Here is a 19,942-nt window from a genome sequence, read left to right on the forward strand (position 1 = left end):
GCATTGAATCTGCGTCGTAGGGAAGGTAAAGCAAGATGGTACAGGTGAGAGCACACCAGCCGATCAACACCGACGGCAGTATCAATCTCGAGGCTTGGCTCGATCACGCGGTCACTGTCGATCAGGCACTGGATCGCGAAGCCTTGAAGGAAGCGTGCGAGTTTGCTCGTGCGTCTGAACAGCAGGCCAATGCGGCCAAGAACCTGTGGTCCGAAGGGACCTCGAGTTTTCGCACGGGCCTTGAGATCGCCGAGATTCTCGCCGATCTCAAACTCGATCAGGACTCGTTGGTCGCCGCGATCCTGTATCGCGGCGTGCGCGAAGGCCAGATCGAATTGCCGGCAGTCAGCCAGCGCTTCGGTCCGGTGGTCGCCAAACTCATCGACGGCGTGTTGCGCATGGCGGCGATCAGCGCCAGCCTGAGCCCCCGTCAATCCTTGGTGCTGGGCACTCAGGGCCAGGTGGAAAACCTGCGCAAGATGCTGGTCGCCATGGTCGACGACGTGCGCGTCGCGCTGATCAAACTGGCCGAACGCACCTGCGCGATCCGTGCGGTGAAAACCGCCGACGACGAAAAGCGCAATCGCGTCGCCCGTGAAGTCTTCGACATTTACGCGCCGCTGGCTCACCGTCTCGGTATCGGTCATATCAAGTGGGAACTGGAGGACTTGTCCTTCCGCTACCTCGAGCCCGACCAATACAAGCAGATTGCCAAGTTGCTGCACGAACGGCGTCTGGATCGCGAGCGGTTCATCGCCGACGTGATGAACCAGCTGAAGAATGAACTGACCGCCACCGGTGTCGATGCCGACATCAGCGGCCGGGCCAAACACATCTATTCGATCTGGCGCAAAATGCAGCGCAAGGGTCTGGAATTCAGCCAGATCTACGACGTGCGTGCCGTTCGCGTGCTGGTGCCGGAAATGCGCGACTGCTACACCGCGCTCGGCATCGTCCACACCTTGTGGCGACACATCCCGAAAGAATTCGACGACTACATCGCCAACCCGAAAGAGAACGGCTACCGCTCGCTGCACACCGCGGTGATCGGCCCGGAAGGCAAAGTGCTGGAAGTGCAGATCCGCACCCACGCGATGCACGAAGAAGCCGAACTGGGGGTTTGCGCGCACTGGCGCTACAAGGGCACCGACGTCAAGGCCGGTTCCAACCAGTACGAAGAGAAAATCTCCTGGCTGCGTCAGGTCCTCGAGTGGCACGAAGAACTCGGTGACATCGGTGGCCTGGCGGATCAGCTGCGGGTCGATATCGAGCCGGACCGGGTTTACATCTTCACCCCCGACGGTCACGCCATCGACTTGCCGAAAGGCTCGACGCCGCTGGACTTCGCCTACCGCGTGCACACCGAAATTGGTCACAACTGCCGTGGCGCCAAGATCAACGGGCGCATCGTGCCGCTCAACTACAGCCTGCAAACCGGTGAGCAGGTCGAGATCATCACCAGCAAGCACGGTACTCCGAGCCGCGACTGGCTGAACTCGAACCTGGGTTACGTCACCACCTCGCGAGCGCGGGCGAAGATCGTTCACTGGTTCAAATTGCAGGCACGCGACCAGAACGTCGCGGCCGGTAAAACCTTGCTCGAACGCGAACTCACGCGTCTTGGCCTGCCAGCGGTGGACTTCGACAAGTTGGCCGAAAAAGCCAACATGAAAACCGCCGAGGACATGTTCGCCGCCCTCGGTGCCGGCGATTTACGCCTGGCGCAACTGGTCAACCTGGCTCAGCAATTGGTCGAGCCGGAACGCGGTAACGAACAGCTGGAGCTGATCCCACGTAAAGCCACGGGTTACAAACCGGGTAAGCGCGGCGATATCCAGATCCAGGGCGTCGGCAACCTGATGACCCAGATGGCCGGCTGCTGCCAGCCGCTGCCGGGAGATGCAATCGTCGGTTACATCACCCAGGGCCGCGGTGTGAGCATTCACCGCCAGGACTGCGCCTCGGTGCTGCAACTGGGCGGGCGCGAGCCGGAACGGATCATCCAGGTCAGCTGGGGACCGGTGCCGGTGCTCACCTATCCGGTGGACATCATCATCCGTGCCTACGACCGCTCCGGCCTGCTGCGTGACGTTTCGCAAGTGCTGCTCAATGAGCGGATCAACGTGCTGGCGGTCAACACCCGCTCGAACAAAGAGGACAACACCGCGTTGATGTCCCTGACCATCGAGATCCCGGGGCTGGATGCGTTGGGTCGGTTGCTGGGACGGATTTCCCAGTTGCCGAACATCATCGAAACCCGGCGTAACCGCACGCCGTGATGATCCCCCGATCCAATGTGGGAGCGGGCTTGCTCGCGAAGAGGGCGCGTCAGTCGACAACAATGTTGTCTGACACACTGCTTTCGCGAGCAAGCCCGCTCCCACAATGGGTTTTGCAGTGAGAGAAATTGATGTACAGCCTTGAAGACTTATTGCACCTGATGAACCGCCTGCGCGACCCGCAGTTCGGCTGCCCGTGGGACATCAAGCAAACCTACGCCACGATCGTCCCGCACACCCTCGAAGAAGCCTACGAAGTGGCCGACGCCATCGAGCGCGGTGACTTCGATCACTTGCAGGGCGAGTTGGGCGACTTACTGTTCCAGGTGGTTTATTACAGCCAACTGGCCCGGGAAGAAGGGCGTTTCGAATTCGCCGGGGTCATCGACAGCATCACCCGCAAACTGATCCGCCGTCACCCTCACGTGTTCCCCACCGGCGATCTGTACGCGCCGCTGGACGTCCCGCGTCTGAATGAAGAACAGGTCAAGCAGCGTTGGGAAGAGATCAAGGCCGAAGAGCGCGCCGAGAAATCTTCCGCGCCCGAACAATTGTCTTTGCTTGATGACGTACCCGCCGCGTTGCCGGCATTGTCCCGTTCGGCGAAGTTGCAGAAGCGCGCCGGGCAGGTCGGTTTCGACTGGCCGGATGCCTTGCCGGTGCTGGACAAAGTCCGCGAAGAACTCGATGAAGTACTCGAAGCCATGGCCGATAACGACTCGGCAGCGATTGCCGACGAGGTCGGTGATCTGCTGTTTTCCGTGGTCAATCTGGCGCGACATCTGAAGGTTGATCCGGAAACCGCCTTGCGCGGCGCCAACAGCAAATTCGAAAGACGCTTCCGTTTTATCGAACAGGCATTGCGCGACACCCTCCGTCCCATAGAAGATTGCACCCTCGAAGAGTTGGACGCCCTGTGGGGCGAAGCCAAACGTCAGGAAAAGAATTTGCCCAGCTGCGGTTGAGCAGTTGCCTAAGTGAGAAATAAGCACCATGAGCATTTCCCTTCGCGACCAGTTGCTCAAAGCAGGGCTGGTCAACCAAAAGCAGGCCAAACAGGTCGGCAAAGACAAACAGAAGCAGCAACGTCTGGTCCATAAAGGCCAGATTGAACAGGACGACACCCAGCAGCGCCTGGCTCAGGAAGCATTGGCCGAGAAGGTCAAACGCGACCAGGAGCTGAACCGCCTGCAGCAGGAAAAGGTCGAGGCCAAGGCGCGCGCCGCACAGGTCAAGCAATTGATCGAAGTCTCGCGTCTGCCCAAGCTGACCACCGAGGACTACTACAACTTTGTGGACGACAAGAAGGTCAAGCGCATCTCCGTCAACACCCTGATGCGCAACCAGCTCAGCAACGGCTTCCTGGCGATCGTGCACCACGCCGGTGGTTACGAAGTGATCCCGCGCGAGGCGGCGCTGAAGATTCAGGAGCGTGATCCACAGCGCATCGTGCAGTTGAACGTCAAGAAGGAAGAAGTTGCTGCCGAGGACGATCCGTACGCGGCCTATCAGATTCCTGATGATTTGATGTGGTAAGCCTTTAACGGTCGCAACAACGACAAACCCCGCTCATGGCGGGGTTTGTCGTTTTCAATGCTGTAGTTGCTTATTGCTTCATGCCTGGACGGAGCGCTGTTCGCGTTTCTGTTCCAGAGTTTCCAGTTCGGCCTTGTAGTTGTGGGCGTCAGTCTCGGAGTGGAACATCCCCACCAGCATGTCTTGTTGATGTACGTCCCAGATGCGGATACCGGCGGCGATGCCTTCGTGGGATTTATGTGAATCGTCGCGTTCAGTTACTTTTACAGTCATCTGCTAGCTCCAATCTCTGTTATCTGCAGCAAGGCGTGTGCAGGGCTCTGTTATATGTTTGGTTAGGTTGCTAAGTAAATGCTTTCGTTCGGTAACGAATATTTGCGAAATCTGCAAAAGTCCTGCAGCCCGCCAAACACGCGACATTCGGTCGCAGGCTGCTGAGTTTTATGACAAAAGTTTCATGTTCGTATTGAACAAAACTGCTGGTTGGACACGATACCTGTAGGAGCCAGGCTTGCCGGCGAAGGCGCACTCAGGGGCGCCTTCGCCGGCAAGCCTGGCTCCTACAAAAAGCATCGCCGTGCACATTTTCCAGGCACAAAAAAAACGCCCCGAACCAGTCGGGGCGTTTTTGTGTGCAGCTAGCGGTGGGGTATTACTTACCCGCCCAGCGCTTCAGTACCAGCGTGGCGTTGGTGCCGCCGAAGCCGAAGCTGTTGCTCATCACGGTGTTGATAGTGGCGTCTTCGCGAGTCTTGGTCAGGATTGGCATGTCTGCCACTTCCGGGTCCAGTTCGTCGATGTTGGCGGAACCCGCCATGAAGTTGCCTTCCATCATCAGCATGCAGTAGATCGCTTCGTGAACGCCGGCGGCGCCCAGGGAGTGACCCGACAGGCTCTTGGTAGAGCTGATGGCCGGAGCGTTGGCGCCGAACACTTCACGCACACCTTTCATTTCCGCGACGTCGCCGACCGGAGTCGAGGTGCCGTGGGTGTTCAGGTAGTCGATCGGGGTATCAACGGTGGACATGGCCATCTGCATGCAGCGGATGGCGCCTTCGCCGCTTGGAGCGACCATGTCGTAGCCGTCGGACGTCGCGCCGTAGCCAACGATTTCCGCGTAGATCTTCGCGCCGCGAGCCAGAGCGTGTTCCAGCTCTTCGACCACGACCATGCCGCCACCGCCGGCGATGACGAAACCGTCACGCTTGGCGTCGTAGGCACGGGAAGCCTTTTCCGGGGTTTCGTTGTACTGGCTGGACAATGCGCCCATGGCGTCGAACAGGAACGATTGGCTCCAATGTTCTTCTTCACCACCACCAGCGAACACGATGTCCTGCTTGCCCATCTGGATCTGTTCCATGGCGGTACCGATGCAGTGAGCACTGGTGGCGCAGGCAGAAGCGATGGAGTAGTTCAGGCCCTTGATCTTGAACGGGGTGGCCAGGCAAGCGGAAACGGTGCTGCTCATGGTCCGCGTTACACGGTATGGGCCAACGCGCTTCACGCCTTTCTCGCGCAGGATATCCAGCGCTTCCATCTGGTTCAGCGTGGAGGCGCCACCGGAACCGGCGATCAGGCCGGTACGCGGGTTGGAGACTTGCTCATCGGTCAGACCGGAGTCAGTGATGGCGTCTTTCATGGCCAGGTAGGCGTAAGCCGCCGCGTGGCCGACGAAGCGATAGATCTTGCGATCGATCAGCTCTTCGAGGGGAAGGTCAATGGAGCCGGAAACCTGGCTACGCAGACCCATTTCGGCATATTCCGGGTTGAACCGGATGCCAGGGCGGCTTGCACGCAGGTTAGCGGAGACGGTCTCTTTGTCATTGCCCAGGCACGAAACGATGCCCAGACCAGTGATAACGACGCGGCGCATGCGGATAACCCTTAGAAGTTTTCAGTGGAGGTGAACACGCCGACCCGGAGGCCTTCGGCGGTGTAGATTTCGCGGCCGTCGACACTGACCGAACCATCGGCGATAGCGAGGTTCAGCTTGCCTTTCAGGACGCGCTTGATCTGAATGTTATACGTAACTTTCTTGGCGGTCGGCAGGACCTGACCAAAGAACTTCACTTCACCCGAACCCAGTGCGCGACCACGGCCCGGCAAACCTTGCCAGCCGAGGAAGAAGCCGACCAGTTGCCACATGGCATCGAGGCCCAGGCAGCCCGGCATCACCGGATCACCTTCGAAGTGACAGGCGAAAAACCACAGGTCCGGAGTGATATCCAGCTCTGCGACCAATTCACCTTTGCCGTACTTGCCACCCTCTTCGCTGATATGGGTGATGCGATCCACCATCAGCATGTTCGGGGCGGGCAGTTGCGCGTTACCTGGGCCGAACAGCTCACCGCGACTGCAGCGCAGCAGGTCTTCCCGAGTAAAGGCGTTTTGTTTGGTCATGCGAGCTCCTCAATAGTCCTGTGCGGCAGGGTGGGGCGAATCTTCCCGGCCGATCGAAGCGTTCATGCCTCGAGTCGACAGCCTACTCATAGACTATTGCGTTGTGGTGAAAGTCACAGCACCAAGGACATGAATGTACACTTGTGCACTGAAATTATTATTCAAGCCCCTTTTCGGGCCTGTTCGGGTGCCTAAGACTGCCGCACTTTCGCCTTTCACGCCAGTCGCAGATAGCCGAAAGGACAGCACTACTGCACCCATCGCTGCAGAATTTGCTGCAGATCAGTGCGTTTGAAGGGCTTGGCCAGGTAATCGTTCATGCCCGCCGACAGGCAGGCTTCGCGGTCACCTTGCAAGGCGTTGGCCGTCAGGGCAATGATCGGCAGGTCCAGGCAGCCGGGCAGTTGGCGGATCTGTCGGGTGGCTTCATAGCCGTCGATGACCGGCAATCGGCAGTCCATCAGGATCGCTTCGAATATCAGGCTCTCGGCACTGCGCACCGCTTGCGCGCCATCGCTGGCGACGCTGACAGTAAAGCCCAGACTGCGCAACATCGCTTCGATGACGGTCTGGTTGACCGGATTGTCCTCCACCAACAGCACATTGCGTCCCTCGCCATGGCCATTGCCGGTCGGCACTCGCGGCGGCGCCAGTTCCGGCAGTGCCTGCTTATAGAGGGCGAGAGGGATTTCGAGGGTGAACACCGAGCCGCGACCTTCTTCGCTCTGGGCGCGCAACGTGCCGCCCATGCGCTCGGCCAGGGTGCGGGCAATCGGCAAACCGAGCCCGGTGCCGCCGTAACGTCTTGAAATGGAACTGTCGGCCTGCTGGAACGCGTTGAACATCAATTCCAGGCTTTCGGACGAAATTCCGATGCCGCTGTCGCGCACGGTGCAGGTGAACCACAGCAGTTCGTGATCCAGGGATTGCCATTGCGGCTCGATGGTCACGCGGCCCTGTTCGGTGAATTTCAGCGCGTTGCCGATCAGGTTGACCAGAATCTGCCGGATTCGCGTCGGATCGCCCTGCACCTGCAAGGCGCGCATGTCGTCGGGGATCAACAACTCGAGGTCGAGCTTGCGTTGCACCGCGCTGTGCTGGAAAGACTGGGCGCAGCTGCCGATCAGGTCCGCAAGGTTGAACGGAATATGCTCCAGTTCCAGTTCCGAGCGCTCGATACGCGAGAAGTCGAGGATGTCGTTGATGACCTTGAGCAGGTGTTCGGTGGACTCCGAGGCCAGCGCCGCGTATTCGACCTGCTCCTCGGTCATGTCGGTGGTTTCGAGCAATTGCAGCATGCCCAGCACGCCATTCATGGGCGTGCGCAGTTCGTGGCTCATCATCGCCAGAAAGTCGGATTTGGCGTTGTTGGCCTTTTCCGCCTCCTCGCGGGTCTGGATCAGCTGCGACATCGCTTGATGTTGTTCGCGGCTGGCCTGTTCGAGACCTTCTGCAAGGTTATTGATGTGTTGCGACAACGCCCCCAGCTCGGTGTCATCGACGATCGGCAGCGGCGTGGTGTAGTCGCCTTTCTGGATCGCCTTGACCGCGTTGCCGATATCGCGGATCGGTTGCGACAGACTGCCGGCCAGGCGCCGGGCCAGCAGGAAGGTAAATAGCAGGGCGAACAACGCAAGGATCCCGGCCTTGAACAGGATTTCTTGCTGGCGCTGGCTGAAGGCGTCGTTGGACAGACCGACAATCACCCGTCCCAGGTAATCCTCGCTTGGCGCGCTGACCGAGGTGCGGGTGTTCTGGAAGAAGTCATTGTTCAGCGCGATCCGTTGCAACCGCACTGGAGCCTGGAACACCTCGACCTGCTGCGAACGGTTGTGGGATTCCGACGGTTGCTCGACGTACACCAGAATCCGGTTGGCGTTGTCCTGTACTTCGAGGAACCGAACGTTGGGCGTGGCCAACGTGGCCTTGAGCAAACTTTCGAGCACGTCGTTGTTGCCGGAAATCACCCCGTACTCGGTGGCCGGCGCCAGTTGGTTGGCGATCAGTTGACCGGTGTGGTTGAGTTCCTGGCGCAGGTCCTGGATCCGCACGAACGTGAAGAAACTGATCAGCAACAAGGTCAGCAACAGGGCAGGGCCAAGGCTGATGATTTGGGTCCGGGTGTTGATGTCCCAACGGCGACGGAAGGTCATGGGCGGCTTTCTCCTTCGGCCAACTGTGTTGCGACAGATGCTTCATTCATCTGTTCAATACCTAATGAACGAGCCACTTGTGGATTGCTTAAGACTTTGAAGTGGCTGGGATAGAGCGTGCGTGGCCAACTGGCCGGTGGCCGGTCGAGCAGATCGTCGAGAATCTCCAGCCAGTCGCTCTGGTCGCTGTAGGTACTGGCCAGGCTGCCGGCTTTGACGAAACCGGCGTTAGGGCCGATCAGCGCCATCTGCCGTGCATAGCTGCTGAGCAGCAGGTTTTTCGCGGTTTTCGGGTTGTACAGGTCGGGATCGTCGAGGCCCAGCAGCACGTCGCTGCTTTTGAGCAGTGTCTGCAACGGGCGGCTGTCATTGGTGTTATCCCAGCGTTCGGCGACGATTTCGAGACCCAGGGGCAGGGCGGCCTGGCGTAGCTCTTTCAAGAGGAATTCACTGTGCCGGTCATATAGCACGCCGACACGGCGAACCTGGGGCAGGATCAGTCGGGTCAGGCGCAATTGCCGCTCCAGGGGCGGATCGCTCCACAACAGGCTCAAATGAGAGGGCAGCAGATTGTTCAGCCGTTGCCGTGCTTGCAGTCGACTGATGCGCAGCACCAGTGTTGCTGGACCCTGGCTGTCTTGCAGGCGCCAGTCGAGGCTCGGCAGATCAAGCAGGATCAGCCGCGTGCCGCTAGGCAACTTGCTCGGTGCCGGCAGGCTGGCCAGCGGCTGGAAACACACGCTGTCGGTGGGGCGCAACTGGCTCAGGGCCTGGGTGAAAGATTGCACGCCGGGGCTGTCTTCCGCGCCGGTCAACAGAATGTCCGCGGCACTGGCCGGCAGACTGCACAGCAGGCCGACGACCAGGCACAACCCGGCCAGCAGGCGGCCAAGGGTTGGCGTCTTCCGTGACTGAGGCTGCATCTAAAACGCCAGCTCCGCGCTGAAGTAGAGCACCCGGCGTTCGTCGTAATTGTTGTCGACGAACGTGGTGGGCTGATTGTCGAGGCGTTGTTGCAGCACGCCGGCCAGTTCCAGGTTGGCCTTGCCCAGGCCGATGCGTTTGGCGATGCGCGTGTCGAGCCGTTCGAAGCGGTAGCCGTTGAGGGCGTCGTCACCATAGTAGAAGAGCGCACTGTTCCAGCCCCGGCCCCAGTTGCGCAGCCAACCGGCAGAGCCGCTGTTGCGTGCGGTCTGCTGTTGATCCAGCGGGTTGCTGGCCTTGGCGTCTACGTAGGCGTAGGTCAGACGCAGGCGATCGACGCTGCTGACGCGCCAGTCCAGTTGGGTTTCAGTCCCGGTGAACCGCGAGTCGTTGGCGTTGCTGGCGATGTACTGGTTATTGCGCAAAGGCTCACTGATCATGCCGGTGATTTCGTCGTAGAACAGCTTCACATCCACCGCCAGACCCAGCTCGGCGAAGAAGCCGTTGTAGCCCAGTTCCCGGGAACGCATGCGCTCTTTATCAAGGTCGCCGGGACCACGGGTCTTGACGAAGTAGCGGGCGCTGGTCTGGCCATAGGCGCTGGGCCGCAGGTTGGTCACCTGGTAGCTCCAGTTCACATTATTCTCGAACATGTCCGGCGAGCGGATCGCTTCGGAATACACCGCGCGCAAGCCATGGCGCGGGTTGATCAGGTAATTGACCGCCACCCGTGGGGTCAGCGAGCTGCCGGTCAATTGCGTGTCTTCGAACATGGCGCCGCCCTGGAGCAGCCAGTGCTCGCTGGCGCGCCACTCGAGTTGGCCGAACGTACGCCAGGTGGTGTCGTCGAGCGTGCCATTGAAGTAGGTCTCGGAGTCTGCCCGGTCGTAACGATAGTTCATGCCGCTGACCAGTCGCAGACTATCGGACAGGCTCAGGGTGTCTTGCAATTCGAGGTCGTAGCGCGACTCCCGGGCACTTTGATCGATGTCGCCGCACAGGGTTTGCCGGGCGCCGTTTTTCCATTGCTCCAGCACTTGATTGCCCAACGCCTGTTCCGCCGCAGTGCCGGCCGGTGCGCCGGGGCCCGTGTAGCGCTCCATGTTGCGCGCCAGGCGTTCGGCGTAGTTTGGGTTGAGTTGCCACAGGTCGGTGAGTTGCGGGCTGAACGACACTTCTGCATCACAGGCGCGCCAGGTCTGCTGACGGTCCCAATGTTGCGCCGAGCCCTGGATATACAGGCTGTGATCGGGATTGATATCCAGATTCCAGCGCAGGGAGCCGGCGTAATCCTTGGCAATGACGTCGGAATTGTTCCCGGCGGCGGTAATCCCTGAGAACACCGGGCGGTAGGTGTAGGGCCGCTGGTTGGTTCCGTCCTTTGCATTCAACTGCCAATCGATGCTTTGGCTTTCGTTGAGTGTCTGGCTGACAGCGAGGTTGAAGCGGTCCAGGCGCCGACTGTCGCGATAATCGGCACCCGTGCGGTCTGAGTCGAAGCCATCGTCTTGCTGGCCGGACAATGACAAACGCATATCGCCACCGTCCCAACCGGTGCCCTGGCTGGCGTAGAAATCATTAATGCCGCGCTGGCCCTGGGTGATTTTCAGCCGGGTGCCGTGGCTGTCCGCCGGGTTGCGCGTGATGATGTTGACCACCGCCATCAGCGCGTTGGCGCCATAGCTGACGGTATTCGGGCCGCGAAAGACTTCGATGCGCTCGATGTCTTCCATCGCCACCGGAATATCGCTCCAGTCCACCGTAGCCAGGCCTGCGCGGTACACCGAGCGGCCATCGATCAGCACCTGCATGCGCCGGGCTTCGCTGGCATTGGTGCCGTGATAGTTCACCGCCGCCTGATTGCCATTGATGTTGCCGACCATCATCCCCGGCACCAGACGCAGCAATTCGCTGATGTCCCGGGCGCCGCTGGCGTTGATCAGTTCGCTGTCGAGTACCGTCATGCTCCCCGGCACGGCGGCCGGTGATTGTTTCAACCGTGTGGCCGTCAGCACTTGCGGCAGCGGTTCACTGTCCAGAAACAGGTCGTCTGCCAGCAAGGCCGGGCTGAAAATCAGCGCCAGGACCAGCGACGAGCGAGGTGAGGAAGGGCCAAAAGACACAACACAGCCTTGATAGCGATTAAGTGGCGCGCATGTTAACCGAGCTCAGTGACTTTTCCAGTCACGTTACGGGCATTTTCCTAGGAATTGTTGGTCTTCTTCCTACAAGTGCCGGTAATTGACGCGGGGGCTGGCCGCCACTGGGCCGCTCCGTATAATGCCGGCATCGCCACTGGTATGGATTAACGGATTGCATATGACTGAACAGCGCCCTATTGCGGTCCTGGGAGGCGGAAGTTTTGGTACCGCCGTGGCTAATTTGCTGGCCGAGAACGGGCATCAAGTCCGGCAGTGGATGCGTGATCCCGAGCAGGCCGAGGCCATCCGGGTCAATCGCGAGAACCCGCGTTACCTCAAAGGCATCAAGATTTTGCCGGGCGTCGAAGCCGTCACGGACCTGCAAGCGACATTGGAGGCCTGCGACCTGTGCTTCGTCGCGTTGCCGTCCAGCGCGTTGCGCTCGGTGTTGGCGCCTCACGCTGAGCGTTTGAGCGGCAAATTGCTGGTGAGCCTGACCAAAGGCATCGAAGCCCACACCTTCAAGCTGATGAGCGAGATTCTTGAGGAGATCGCGCCGCAAGCACGCATCGGCGTACTGTCCGGGCCGAACCTGGCCCGTGAAATCGCCGAACACGCGCTGACCGCCACAGTGGTCGCCAGTGAAGACGAAGAACTGTGCCAGCGGGTGCAGGAAGCGCTGCACGGTCGCACCTTTCGCGTGTACGCCAGCGCCGATCGTTTTGGCGTGGAGTTGGGCGGGGCGCTGAAAAACGTCTACGCAATCATCGCCGGCATGGCGGTGGCGCTGGGCATGGGTGAAAACACCAAGAGCATGCTGATCACCCGGGCGTTGGCGGAAATGACCCGTTTTGCGGTGAATCAGGGCGCCAACCCGATGACGTTCCTTGGTCTGGCCGGGGTCGGCGACTTGATCGTCACCTGCTCGTCGCCGAAAAGCCGCAACTACCAAGTCGGGTTTGCCCTCGGCCAGGGCCTGAGCCTGGAAGACGCGGTGACGCGCCTGGGTGAAGTCGCCGAAGGTGTGAACACGTTGAAAGTGCTCAAGGCCAAGTCTCAGGAAGCGGGTGTGTACATGCCGCTGGTCGCCGGGCTGCACGCGATTTTGTTTGAAGGGCGCACGCTTGAGCAGGTGATCGAACTGTTAATGCGTGCCGAGCCGAAGACCGACGTCGACTTTATCTCCACCAGCGGTTTCAACTGATACTTACTCTACGGGCAGGGAGAACGAGACATGAACGATCCGAAAGTGGAAGCCAAGTACGAATCCATCCTGCTGCGCGTGTTGTGGATGATCGTCTTCTTGCTGGTCTGGCAAGTGGCGCAATTCATCCTCGGCGCGGTGGTGCTGGTGCAGTTGATCTATCGTTTGATCTATGGCGCCCCGAGCGCCAGCCTGATGAACTTCGGCGACAGCCTGAGCCAGTTCCTGGCGCAGATCGGTCGGTTCGGCACGTTTCACAGCGACCAGAAGCCTTGGCCGTTCGCCGACTGGCCGACGCCGCGTACACCGGAAGGTGAAGCACCGCACGTGGTGGCGCCTGCTCCGCATCCGGTTCGAGATGAGGAACCCAAGCTATGAAACTCTGGGTATTACGTCACGGTGAAGCCGAGCCTTATGGCTCGCGTCCCGACTCCGAACGGGCTCTGACTGCCCATGGTTGTGAAGAAGTGCTGCGCAGTGCCGCCGAGTTGATCGGCCAGCCGATCACGGCCATCTACGCCAGCCCCTACCTGCGGGCGCAGCAGACCGCGCAACTGGTCCGTGAAGCGCTGGGTTTCCAGCCGGACATCCGCACCGTCGAATGGCTGACTCCCGGCTACAGCCCGCAAGCGGTGTCGGAGCAGTTGGTGTCGGTGGATTACGCGTTGCTGGTCAGCCATAACCCGCTGGTGGGCAATTTGTTGGGCTACCTGCAGAACGGTCATGTGCAGGACCCCGAAACCGTAAAAACCGCCGGCCTAGCCGAGCTGGAAGGCGACCTGCCGCTGGCGGGGGCGATGAAACTCAACGGCATCAAGCATCCCTGAACACTGCTTTTTGCTTTTGTAGGAGCGAGGCTTGCCCGCGAAGCTTTTGGCATTCTTGAGGGCCCCTTCGCGAGCAAGCTTCGCTCCTACAGGTTCGCATTTGCACACAAATAATTAACCAAGCAATTGCTTGGTTGACTACGCTTGCCCCAGACCAAAAACACAGGAGCAAGCCGCATGTCTGCTGCCTTTCGTTTGCCGCTGGACGTGTTCTACGAGCGTGAAGCCCGTCATCCCCGCCAGCGTTTTCTGGTCCAGCCGCTGGGTGGTGGTCGGGTCGAAACCCTGACTTGGGAGGATGTCGGCCATCAAGCCCGCTGCACCGCTCATTGGTTGCGTGCCCGGGAACTGCCCCAAGGCAGCCACATCGCCCTGATCTCGAAAAACTGCGCACACTGGATCATTGCCGACCTGGCAATCTGGATGGCCGGGCATGTGTCAGTGCCGCTGTACCCCAACCTCACCGCCGAATCCGTGGCCCAAGTGCTTGAGCACTCCGAAGCCGCGTTGGCGTTCATCGGCAAACTCGATGACTGGCCAAACATGTCCCGTGGGGTCCGTCCCGATCTGCGAACCATCAGCCTGCCCTTGCACCCGCCCGGCACCTTCGATTTCAGCTGGGACGACCTGCAAAAGAGCTCGCCGATCCAGGACGATCCGAAACCGGTCGCCGAGCAGTTGGCGACCATCATCTACACCTCCGGCACTACCGGTCTGCCTAAAGGCGTGATGCATAGTTTCGGCAACCTCGGCTTCGCCACCACCCGTGGTACGCAGTTGTTCGGCCTCAACGAGTCGGATCGCCTGCTGTCCTATCTGCCGCTGTGCCACGTCGCCGAGCGGATGTTCGTCGAATTGGCTTCGATCTATACCGGGCAAACCGTGTTTTTTGCCGAGAGCCTCGACACCTTCCTCACCGATCTGCAGCGCGCCCGGCCGACGGCGATGTTTGGCGTGCCGCGAATCTGGACCAAATTCCAGATGGGCGTGTACAGCAAGATCCCGGCAAAGCGCCTGGATTTCCTGCTTGGTCTGCCGATCATCGGCAAGCGGGTCGGGCACAAAGTCCTTGCCGGGTTGGGGCTGGATGCGTTGCGCATCGCCTTGTCCGGCGCCGCCCCGGTGCCGCAGACCTTGTTGCTGTGGTACCGCAAACTGGGGCTGGACGTGCTGGAGGTGTACGGCATGACCGAAAGCTGTGGTTACTCGCACATCGGCCGCCCGGGAGACGACAAACCAGGCTGGATCGGCAAGCCTTGCCCGGAAGTCGAGGTGCGAATCGATGAGTCGGGAGAGGTGATGGTGCGCAGCGGTGCAACCATGCTCGGCTATTTCAAGGAACCGGAGAAAACCACCGACACCCTCACCGAAGACGGCTTCCTGCGCACTGGTGACAAGGGCGAACAAGATGCCGAAGGCAACCTGCGCCTGACCGGGCGCCTGAAGGAAATCTTCAAGACCAGCAAAGGCAAATACGTGGCACCGGCCCCCATCGAGAATCGTCTGGCGGTGCATTCGCGGATCGAACAAGTGTGCGTGGTCGGCGATGGCCTGAGTGCGCCTTTGGGGCTTTGTGTGTTGTCGGCGGTCGGTTTGCAGGATGCGGCCAGTTCGGCTCGTAACGCCTTGCATGCCAGCCTGGAAAAACTCCTGGAAGAGGTCAACGGCGCCCTGGATAAACACGAGCGCTTGCGCCGGCTGGTGGTGGTCAAGGACAGTTGGGCGGTGGAAAACGGCTTTCTCACACCGACCCTGAAGATCAAGCGCAACGTGATCGAAGCCGCGTATGGCGCCCGTTTCGAAGAATGGAGCGAGCGCAACGAAGCAGTGCTGTGGCAGGATTGAGTGACGAACAACATCAATAAAGGAAGTCAGCGATGAGTCTGTGGCGTACCGCTCCCAACATTGAACAATTGAATGCCATCCAGAAAAACACCATCGGCGAAGTGCTGGATATTCGCTTCGAAGCTTTCGACGACGAGTCCCTGACCGCGAGCATGGTCATCGACCATCGCACCCATCAGCCTTACGGCCTGCTGCACGGCGGCGCCTCGGTGGTGCTGGCGGAAACCGTCGGCTCGATGGCCAGTTACCTGTGCATCGACGCTAGCAAGTTTTATTGCGTGGGCCTGGAAATCAACGCCAACCACTTGCGCGGCTTGCGCAGTGGGCGGGTGACGGCGGTGGCCAAGGCGATTCACATCGGCCGCACCACGCACGTGTGGGATATTCGCTTGACCAGCGATGAAGGCAAGGCCAGTTGCGTGTCGCGGTTGACCATGGCGGTGGTGCCGTTGGGGGAGAATCCTCCGGCGCGTTGAGAGTGCGTTTCTTCAGATGAAACCCACCCCTCACCCCAACCCTCTCCCCAGAGGGGAGAGGGTGAAAGGGGGCCGATCTCTAGTGTTTTCGAGCCTGAGCTCAACTCGATATTTCAGGTCGATACAGCTCCAAGAACACCTCGGTCAGTCCCCTCGCCCCTTTGGGGAGAGGGTTAGGGTGAGGGGCGAATTTAACTGGCACCCCCAATCGCCATGGCCAGACTGTCACCCTTCCTGTCAGTTACAGTCATTGCTGTAGTCCATCGTCTTACGGACAATCAACGCACGTTTCTCGCCCATGGATTGACCGGTATGTCGCAGCAGATCTTTTTCGCCCACGCCAATGGCTTTCCTTCGGGGACCTACGGCAAGTTGTTCGCGGCGTTGGCGCCTGAATATCAGGTGACGCATCTGGAGCAGCACGCCCATGACCCGCGTTTCCCGGCCGACGACAACTGGCGCAACCTGGTGGACGAGCTTATCCATCACCTCAAGCGCCAACCGGAGCCGGTCTGGGGCGTCGGCCATTCCTTTGGCGGCGTGTTGCACCTGCACGCCGCCCTGCGTTGCCCCGAGTTGTATCGCGGCGTGGTCATGCTCGATTCGCCGGTGCTGACCCGCGCCGATCAATGGGTGATCCTCGCCGCCAAGCGCTTCGGTTTCATCGATCGCCTGACGCCGGCCGGTCGCACCTTGGGCCGGCGCGAAGAGTTCGCTGATCTGGACAGCGCCCGCCGTTATTTCGCCGGCAAAACCCTGTTTCGCGGTTTCGACCCGGAATGCTTTGACGCCTACTTGCAACACGGTTTGCACAAGGTTGGCGACAAACTGCGCCTGCGCTTCGATCCGGCCACGGAAATCAGCATCTATCGCGGCGTGCCGCACACCAGTCCCGGTCGTGCCCGGCAATTGAAAGTGCCGCTGGCGGTGGTGCGCGGGAACAACAGCCGTGTGGTCATGCGCCATCACGCCAGTTCCGTCGGGCGCATGCCGTTGGGCGAATCCCTGACCATGCCCGGCGGCCACATGTTTCCCCTCGAACGTCCGCAAGACACTGCCACGCTGTTGAAGAACCTGTTCAACCGCTGGGAAGGTCGCCGCCAGCAGGATTGCGCATGAGCAGCGTCGTCGAAGAAGTCCGCCTGAGCCTGCCGCACATCGAGCTGGCAGCGCACCTGTTTGGTCTCGAAGATGGTTTGCCGGTGATCGCCTTGCACGGCTGGCTGGACAACGCCAACAGCTTTGCCCGGTTGGCGCCCAAGCTCAAAGGCTTGCGCATCATCGCCCTGGACATGGCTGGTCACGGTCACTCCGGGCATCGGCCGATCGGTGCCGGCTACGCGATGTGGGATTACGCCCACGACGTGCTGCAAGTCGCCGAACAGCTTGGGCTGAAGAAGTTTGCGCTGCTGGGCCATTCCATGGGCGCGATTGCTTCGTTGATCATCGCCGGGTCGATGCCGGAGCGGGTCACGCATCTGGCCTTGATCGACGGTGTGATTCCTCCTACGGACAAAGGCGAAAATGCGGCCGAGCGCATGGGCATGGCCCTGCAAGCGCAGCTGGATCTGCGGGAGAAACGCAAACCGGTGTACAACACGCTGGACCGGGCCATCGAAGCGCGGATGAAAGGCCTGGTGGCGGTCAGTCGCGAAGCTGCCGAACTGTTGGCACAACGGGGCCTGATGCCGGTGCCGGGTGGTTACACCTGGCGCACCGACAGTCGCCTGACGCTGCCATCGCCGCTGCGTCTTACACAAGAACAAGCCATGGCTTTCGTCCAGCGCATCACCTGTCCTACACAACTGGTGGTGGCGGCTGACGGCATGCTCGCCAAACATCCCGAGTTGCTGGAGCGTCTACCCTTTAGCCGTGAACAACTGCCAGGCGGCCATCATTTGCACCTGAATGATGAACCCGGTGCCGACCTTGTCGCAGCCTGTTTCAATCGGTTCTTCGCCGTTCCTTGACTTGCGCCGGGCAACTGTCGAGGCTGGGCGGGTTGAAAAGGGAGACAACCATGAAAGATCTCTACACCGCTGCGACCCCGAATGGCCTCACGGTCGCCCAGGCCATGCTGATCCGATGAGCCTGCCTAAGCGTTCACTCAGCCTGCTGGCGTTGTGTTGTTTCAGCCCTATATTGTTCGCTGCCGATGTTCCGGGCAGCCAGGACCTGCCGATCGTGCCACGCCTGGCCGATGCGCAGATCGTCGACTATCGCCCTCCCGTGGAGCTTGAGCGGGTCTATCCGTTGGGTTCGATCCGCAAGATCAGTGGCCAGTTGCGTTTCGATGGCCAGGTCAGTGCCCGTGGGCAAACCACCTCGGTGACCTACGAGCTGCCGCCAGAACATTCCTCCACCGAAGCCTTTACCGCCGCCCGCGAAGCCTTGCAGAAACAGGGCGCCGAGCTGCTGTTCTGGTGCCAGGCCCGTGATTGCGGCGAAAGCAGCCTGTGGGCCAACGAAGTCTTTGGCAATTCCAAGCTCTACGGCGCTGACGATCAGCAGGCGTATTTGCTGCTGCGTCTGGCGGCACCCAAGGACAACTCGCTGGTGGCGCTTTACAGCATCACCCGCGGTAATCGCAAAGCCTACCTGCACGTCGAGCAGTTTGAAGCTGCTACGCCATTAGGGGATTTGCTACCGACTTCGGCAACCTTGCTGCGCCAGCTCAAAAGCACCGGCGAGCTGGATTTCCCGAAACTCAGTGCTGATCCTGACGACACCTGGCTGCGCCTGATTTCTCGTGGTTTGAACCTGGACACTACGCTGCGGGTCAGTGTTTCGGGAGACAAAGCCGAAGCCTGGCGCCAATCGCTGATCGCTCAAGGCGTGCGTGCGGCGCGGATGGAGACCGGCAGCGTCGAAGGCTCTGGCCTGCACATTGAACTGTTGCGATAAGCTGCATCTGGCGAACGCGTCCCGCGCGTTCGCCTACTCTTTCGCTGACTGACTTTTTTCGAGATTTCGATGATCAATAACGATCGGCTGTTGGTGCAGATTCTGCTCCTGGTGCTGTTTGGTGCGAGCTTCTGGGTGATGGCGCCGTTCTGGTCGGCATTGTTCTGGGGCGCGGTGCTGGCGTTTGCCAGTTGGCCGCTGATGCGCTTGCTGACCCGTTGGCTCAATGGCCGTGAATCCCTTGCCGCCGCTTTGCTGACCCTGGGCTGGATGTTGCTGGTGGCGGTGCCATTGGTGTGGCTGGGGTTCAACCTGGCGGACCACGTGCGTGATGCCACGGTGTTCATCAAGGATGTACAGGTCGATGGCCTGCCCGAAGCACCGGCCTGGCTGGGCACCATTCCATTGGTCGGTGAGCGGTTGGTGGGGATCTGGAACAGCATCGACGAGCAGGGCGCGGCGATGATGCTGGCGGTCAAACCTTATCTGGGGCAAGTCGGTAACTGGTTGCTGGCGCGCAGTGCGCAGATCGGCGGCGGTATTCTCGAACTGACGCTGAGCATTGTCTTTGTGTTCTTTTTCTACCGGGACGGGCCGCGCCTGGCGGCGTTTGTCCATAGCTTGCTTTCACGTCTGATCGGTGACCGCGCCGGGTATTACATCGAACTGGTCGCCGGTACGGTGCAACGGGTGGTGAACGGGGTGATCGGTACAGCGGCGGCCCAGGCGATCCTGGCGCTGATCGGCTTCCTGATTGCCGGGGTTCCAGGCGCGTTGGTGCTCGGGATCGTGACATTCCTGTTGAGCCTGATTCCGATGGGCCCGCCGCTGATCTGGATTCCGGCCACGGCCTGGCTGGCCTGGAAGGGCGAGTACGGGATGGCGGTGTTCCTCGGGATCTGGGGCACGTTCATCATCAGCGGCGTGGACAACGTGCTGAAGCCCTATTTGATCAGCCGCGGCGGGAATTTGCCGCTGGTGATCGTGCTGCTGGGGGTGTTTGGCGGGTTGATTGCGTTCGGGTTTATCGGCTTGTTCATCGGGCCGACGTTGTTGGCGGTGGCGTACAGCTTGTTGACTGACTGGAGCAAGAGCCAGGCGCGGGTTGAAGATCGCCGCTGATTTGCTTTTGTAGATACCGTCTTGAATCTCACCGAGCAAGCGCAAATTCCGGGTCATATGGCTGGCCCGATTTGAGCACTGCGTAAACGTAGTGCAGCAGCTTGCGCATGGCGGCGCAGATGATCTGTTTG

18 protein-coding genes are annotated in these 19,942 nt (G+C 60.2%); 12 read left to right on the forward strand and 6 right to left on the reverse strand.

What is annotated here, in order from left to right; translation table 11 throughout:
- The first annotated feature begins 35 nt into the window (after positions 1 to 35).
- The 3 genes from relA to ACWIKB_RS31220 all read left to right on the forward strand — a co-directional run bounded on the left by relA (position 36) and on the right by ACWIKB_RS31220 (position 3,815).
- Positions 36 to 2,279: a GTP diphosphokinase gene (gene relA / locus ACWIKB_RS31210; protein ID WP_463258199.1), complete on the forward strand. Its 2,244-nt coding sequence runs from the start codon at positions 36 to 38 to the stop codon at positions 2,277 to 2,279.
- 131 nt (positions 2,280 to 2,410) lie between these two features.
- The gene (mazG, locus tag ACWIKB_RS31215) at positions 2,411 to 3,244 is read left to right on the forward strand and encodes a nucleoside triphosphate pyrophosphohydrolase (protein WP_475271300.1); all 834 of its coding nucleotides are present in this window, start codon (positions 2,411 to 2,413) and stop codon (positions 3,242 to 3,244) included.
- A gap of 28 nt (positions 3,245 to 3,272) precedes the next feature.
- On the forward strand, positions 3,273 to 3,815 hold the full coding sequence (locus ACWIKB_RS31220) for a DUF2058 domain-containing protein (protein WP_475271301.1): 543 nt from the start codon (positions 3,273 to 3,275) through the stop codon (positions 3,813 to 3,815).
- A 78-nt stretch (positions 3,816 to 3,893) separates the two neighbouring features.
- On the opposite strand, the gene ACWIKB_RS31225 is transcribed toward ACWIKB_RS31220, so the two are convergent.
- From ACWIKB_RS31225 to ACWIKB_RS31250, 6 genes are all read right to left on the reverse strand, one after another.
- The gene (locus ACWIKB_RS31225) at positions 3,894 to 4,088 is read right to left on the reverse strand and encodes a hypothetical protein (RefSeq protein WP_403026923.1); all 195 of its coding nucleotides are present in this window, start codon (positions 4,086 to 4,088) and stop codon (positions 3,894 to 3,896) included.
- A gap of 379 nt (positions 4,089 to 4,467) precedes the next feature.
- Positions 4,468 to 5,688, reverse strand: coding sequence for a beta-ketoacyl-ACP synthase I (gene fabB, locus ACWIKB_RS31230; protein ID WP_054054895.1), 1,221 nt, complete (start codon positions 5,686 to 5,688; stop codon positions 4,468 to 4,470).
- Between the two features lie 11 nt (positions 5,689 to 5,699).
- Complete coding sequence (gene fabA / locus ACWIKB_RS31235; RefSeq protein WP_042560484.1) at positions 5,700 to 6,215, reverse strand: 3-hydroxyacyl-[acyl-carrier-protein] dehydratase FabA; 516 nt, start codon at positions 6,213 to 6,215, stop codon at positions 5,700 to 5,702.
- Positions 6,216 to 6,463: 248 nt separating this feature from the next.
- Complete coding sequence (locus tag ACWIKB_RS31240) at positions 6,464 to 8,368, reverse strand: ATP-binding protein (RefSeq protein ID WP_475271302.1); 1,905 nt, start codon at positions 8,366 to 8,368, stop codon at positions 6,464 to 6,466.
- Complete coding sequence (locus tag ACWIKB_RS31245; protein ID WP_475271303.1) at positions 8,365 to 9,291, reverse strand: ABC transporter substrate-binding protein; 927 nt, start codon at positions 9,289 to 9,291, stop codon at positions 8,365 to 8,367. Before ACWIKB_RS31245 ends, ACWIKB_RS31240 begins: the two co-directional genes overlap by 4 nt.
- Positions 9,292 to 11,415 carry a TonB-dependent receptor plug domain-containing protein gene (locus tag ACWIKB_RS31250; RefSeq protein ID WP_475271304.1) on the reverse strand — a complete coding sequence of 708 codons (2,124 nt, stop codon included), beginning with the start codon at positions 11,413 to 11,415 and terminating at the stop codon, positions 9,292 to 9,294.
- A 196-nt stretch (positions 11,416 to 11,611) separates the two neighbouring features.
- Between ACWIKB_RS31250 and ACWIKB_RS31255 the strand changes: the two genes are divergently transcribed.
- From ACWIKB_RS31255 to ACWIKB_RS31295, 9 genes are all read left to right on the forward strand, one after another.
- On the forward strand, positions 11,612 to 12,637 hold the full coding sequence (locus tag ACWIKB_RS31255) for an NAD(P)H-dependent glycerol-3-phosphate dehydrogenase (RefSeq protein WP_475271305.1): 1,026 nt from the start codon (positions 11,612 to 11,614) through the stop codon (positions 12,635 to 12,637).
- Between the two features lie 30 nt (positions 12,638 to 12,667).
- Complete coding sequence (locus tag ACWIKB_RS31260; protein ID WP_403026942.1) at positions 12,668 to 13,015, forward strand: DUF4389 domain-containing protein; 348 nt, start codon at positions 12,668 to 12,670, stop codon at positions 13,013 to 13,015.
- A complete protein-coding gene (sixA, locus tag ACWIKB_RS31265; RefSeq protein ID WP_475271306.1) occupies positions 13,012 to 13,464 on the forward strand; it encodes a phosphohistidine phosphatase SixA in 453 nt (150 codons plus the stop codon). Before ACWIKB_RS31260 ends, sixA begins: the two co-directional genes overlap by 4 nt.
- A 177-nt stretch (positions 13,465 to 13,641) precedes the next feature.
- A complete protein-coding gene (locus tag ACWIKB_RS31270) occupies positions 13,642 to 15,309 on the forward strand; it encodes an AMP-binding protein (protein ID WP_475271307.1) in 1,668 nt (555 codons plus the stop codon).
- A gap of 32 nt (positions 15,310 to 15,341) precedes the next feature.
- On the forward strand, positions 15,342 to 15,785 hold the full coding sequence (locus ACWIKB_RS31275; protein ID WP_163912969.1) for a hotdog fold thioesterase: 444 nt from the start codon (positions 15,342 to 15,344) through the stop codon (positions 15,783 to 15,785).
- A gap of 312 nt (positions 15,786 to 16,097) precedes the next feature.
- Positions 16,098 to 16,904: an alpha/beta fold hydrolase gene (locus ACWIKB_RS31280; protein ID WP_475271308.1), complete on the forward strand. Its 807-nt coding sequence runs from the start codon at positions 16,098 to 16,100 to the stop codon at positions 16,902 to 16,904.
- Positions 16,901 to 17,755 carry an alpha/beta hydrolase gene (locus tag ACWIKB_RS31285; RefSeq protein ID WP_475271309.1) on the forward strand — a complete coding sequence of 285 codons (855 nt, stop codon included), beginning with the start codon at positions 16,901 to 16,903 and terminating at the stop codon, positions 17,753 to 17,755. The genes ACWIKB_RS31280 and ACWIKB_RS31285 overlap by 4 nt, the downstream gene beginning before the upstream one ends.
- Before the next feature lie 115 nt (positions 17,756 to 17,870).
- Positions 17,871 to 18,689, forward strand: a complete 819-nt coding sequence (locus tag ACWIKB_RS31290; protein ID WP_475271310.1) for a DUF4892 domain-containing protein — start codon at positions 17,871 to 17,873, stop codon at positions 18,687 to 18,689.
- A gap of 69 nt (positions 18,690 to 18,758) precedes the next feature.
- A complete protein-coding gene (locus ACWIKB_RS31295; RefSeq protein ID WP_475271311.1) occupies positions 18,759 to 19,811 on the forward strand; it encodes an AI-2E family transporter in 1,053 nt (350 codons plus the stop codon).
- Positions 19,812 to 19,942: the final 131 nt, after the last annotated feature.

This window comes from Pseudomonas sp. 5Vm1k (assembly GCF_056161485.1).

What these genes read in the sequence shown, in the direction of transcription:
- relA (WP_463258199.1), top strand. Translation starts at nt 36, where the DNA reads ATGGTACAGGTGAGAGCACACCAGCCGATCAACACCGACGGCAGTATC.
- mazG (WP_475271300.1), top strand. Translation starts at nt 2,411, where the DNA reads ATGTACAGCCTTGAAGACTTATTGCACCTGATGAACCGCCTGCGCGAC.
- ACWIKB_RS31220 (WP_475271301.1), top strand. Translation starts at nt 3,273, where the DNA reads ATGAGCATTTCCCTTCGCGACCAGTTGCTCAAAGCAGGGCTGGTCAAC.
- ACWIKB_RS31225 (WP_403026923.1), bottom strand. Translation starts at nt 4,088, where the DNA reads ATGACTGTAAAAGTAACTGAACGCGACGATTCACATAAATCCCACGAA.
- fabB (WP_054054895.1), bottom strand. Translation starts at nt 5,688, where the DNA reads ATGCGCCGCGTCGTTATCACTGGTCTGGGCATCGTTTCGTGCCTGGGC.
- fabA (WP_042560484.1), bottom strand. Translation starts at nt 6,215, where the DNA reads ATGACCAAACAAAACGCCTTTACTCGGGAAGACCTGCTGCGCTGCAGT.
- ACWIKB_RS31240 (WP_475271302.1), bottom strand. Translation starts at nt 8,368, where the DNA reads ATGACCTTCCGTCGCCGTTGGGACATCAACACCCGGACCCAAATCATC.
- ACWIKB_RS31245 (WP_475271303.1), bottom strand. Translation starts at nt 9,291, where the DNA reads ATGCAGCCTCAGTCACGGAAGACGCCAACCCTTGGCCGCCTGCTGGCC.
- ACWIKB_RS31255 (WP_475271305.1), top strand. Translation starts at nt 11,612, where the DNA reads ATGACTGAACAGCGCCCTATTGCGGTCCTGGGAGGCGGAAGTTTTGGT.
- ACWIKB_RS31260 (WP_403026942.1), top strand. Translation starts at nt 12,668, where the DNA reads ATGAACGATCCGAAAGTGGAAGCCAAGTACGAATCCATCCTGCTGCGC.
- sixA (WP_475271306.1), top strand. Translation starts at nt 13,012, where the DNA reads ATGAAACTCTGGGTATTACGTCACGGTGAAGCCGAGCCTTATGGCTCG.
- ACWIKB_RS31270 (WP_475271307.1), top strand. Translation starts at nt 13,642, where the DNA reads ATGTCTGCTGCCTTTCGTTTGCCGCTGGACGTGTTCTACGAGCGTGAA.
- ACWIKB_RS31275 (WP_163912969.1), top strand. Translation starts at nt 15,342, where the DNA reads ATGAGTCTGTGGCGTACCGCTCCCAACATTGAACAATTGAATGCCATC.
- ACWIKB_RS31280 (WP_475271308.1), top strand. Translation starts at nt 16,098, where the DNA reads ATGTCGCAGCAGATCTTTTTCGCCCACGCCAATGGCTTTCCTTCGGGG.
- ACWIKB_RS31285 (WP_475271309.1), top strand. Translation starts at nt 16,901, where the DNA reads ATGAGCAGCGTCGTCGAAGAAGTCCGCCTGAGCCTGCCGCACATCGAG.
- ACWIKB_RS31290 (WP_475271310.1), top strand. Translation starts at nt 17,871, where the DNA reads ATGAGCCTGCCTAAGCGTTCACTCAGCCTGCTGGCGTTGTGTTGTTTC.
- ACWIKB_RS31295 (WP_475271311.1), top strand. Translation starts at nt 18,759, where the DNA reads ATGATCAATAACGATCGGCTGTTGGTGCAGATTCTGCTCCTGGTGCTG.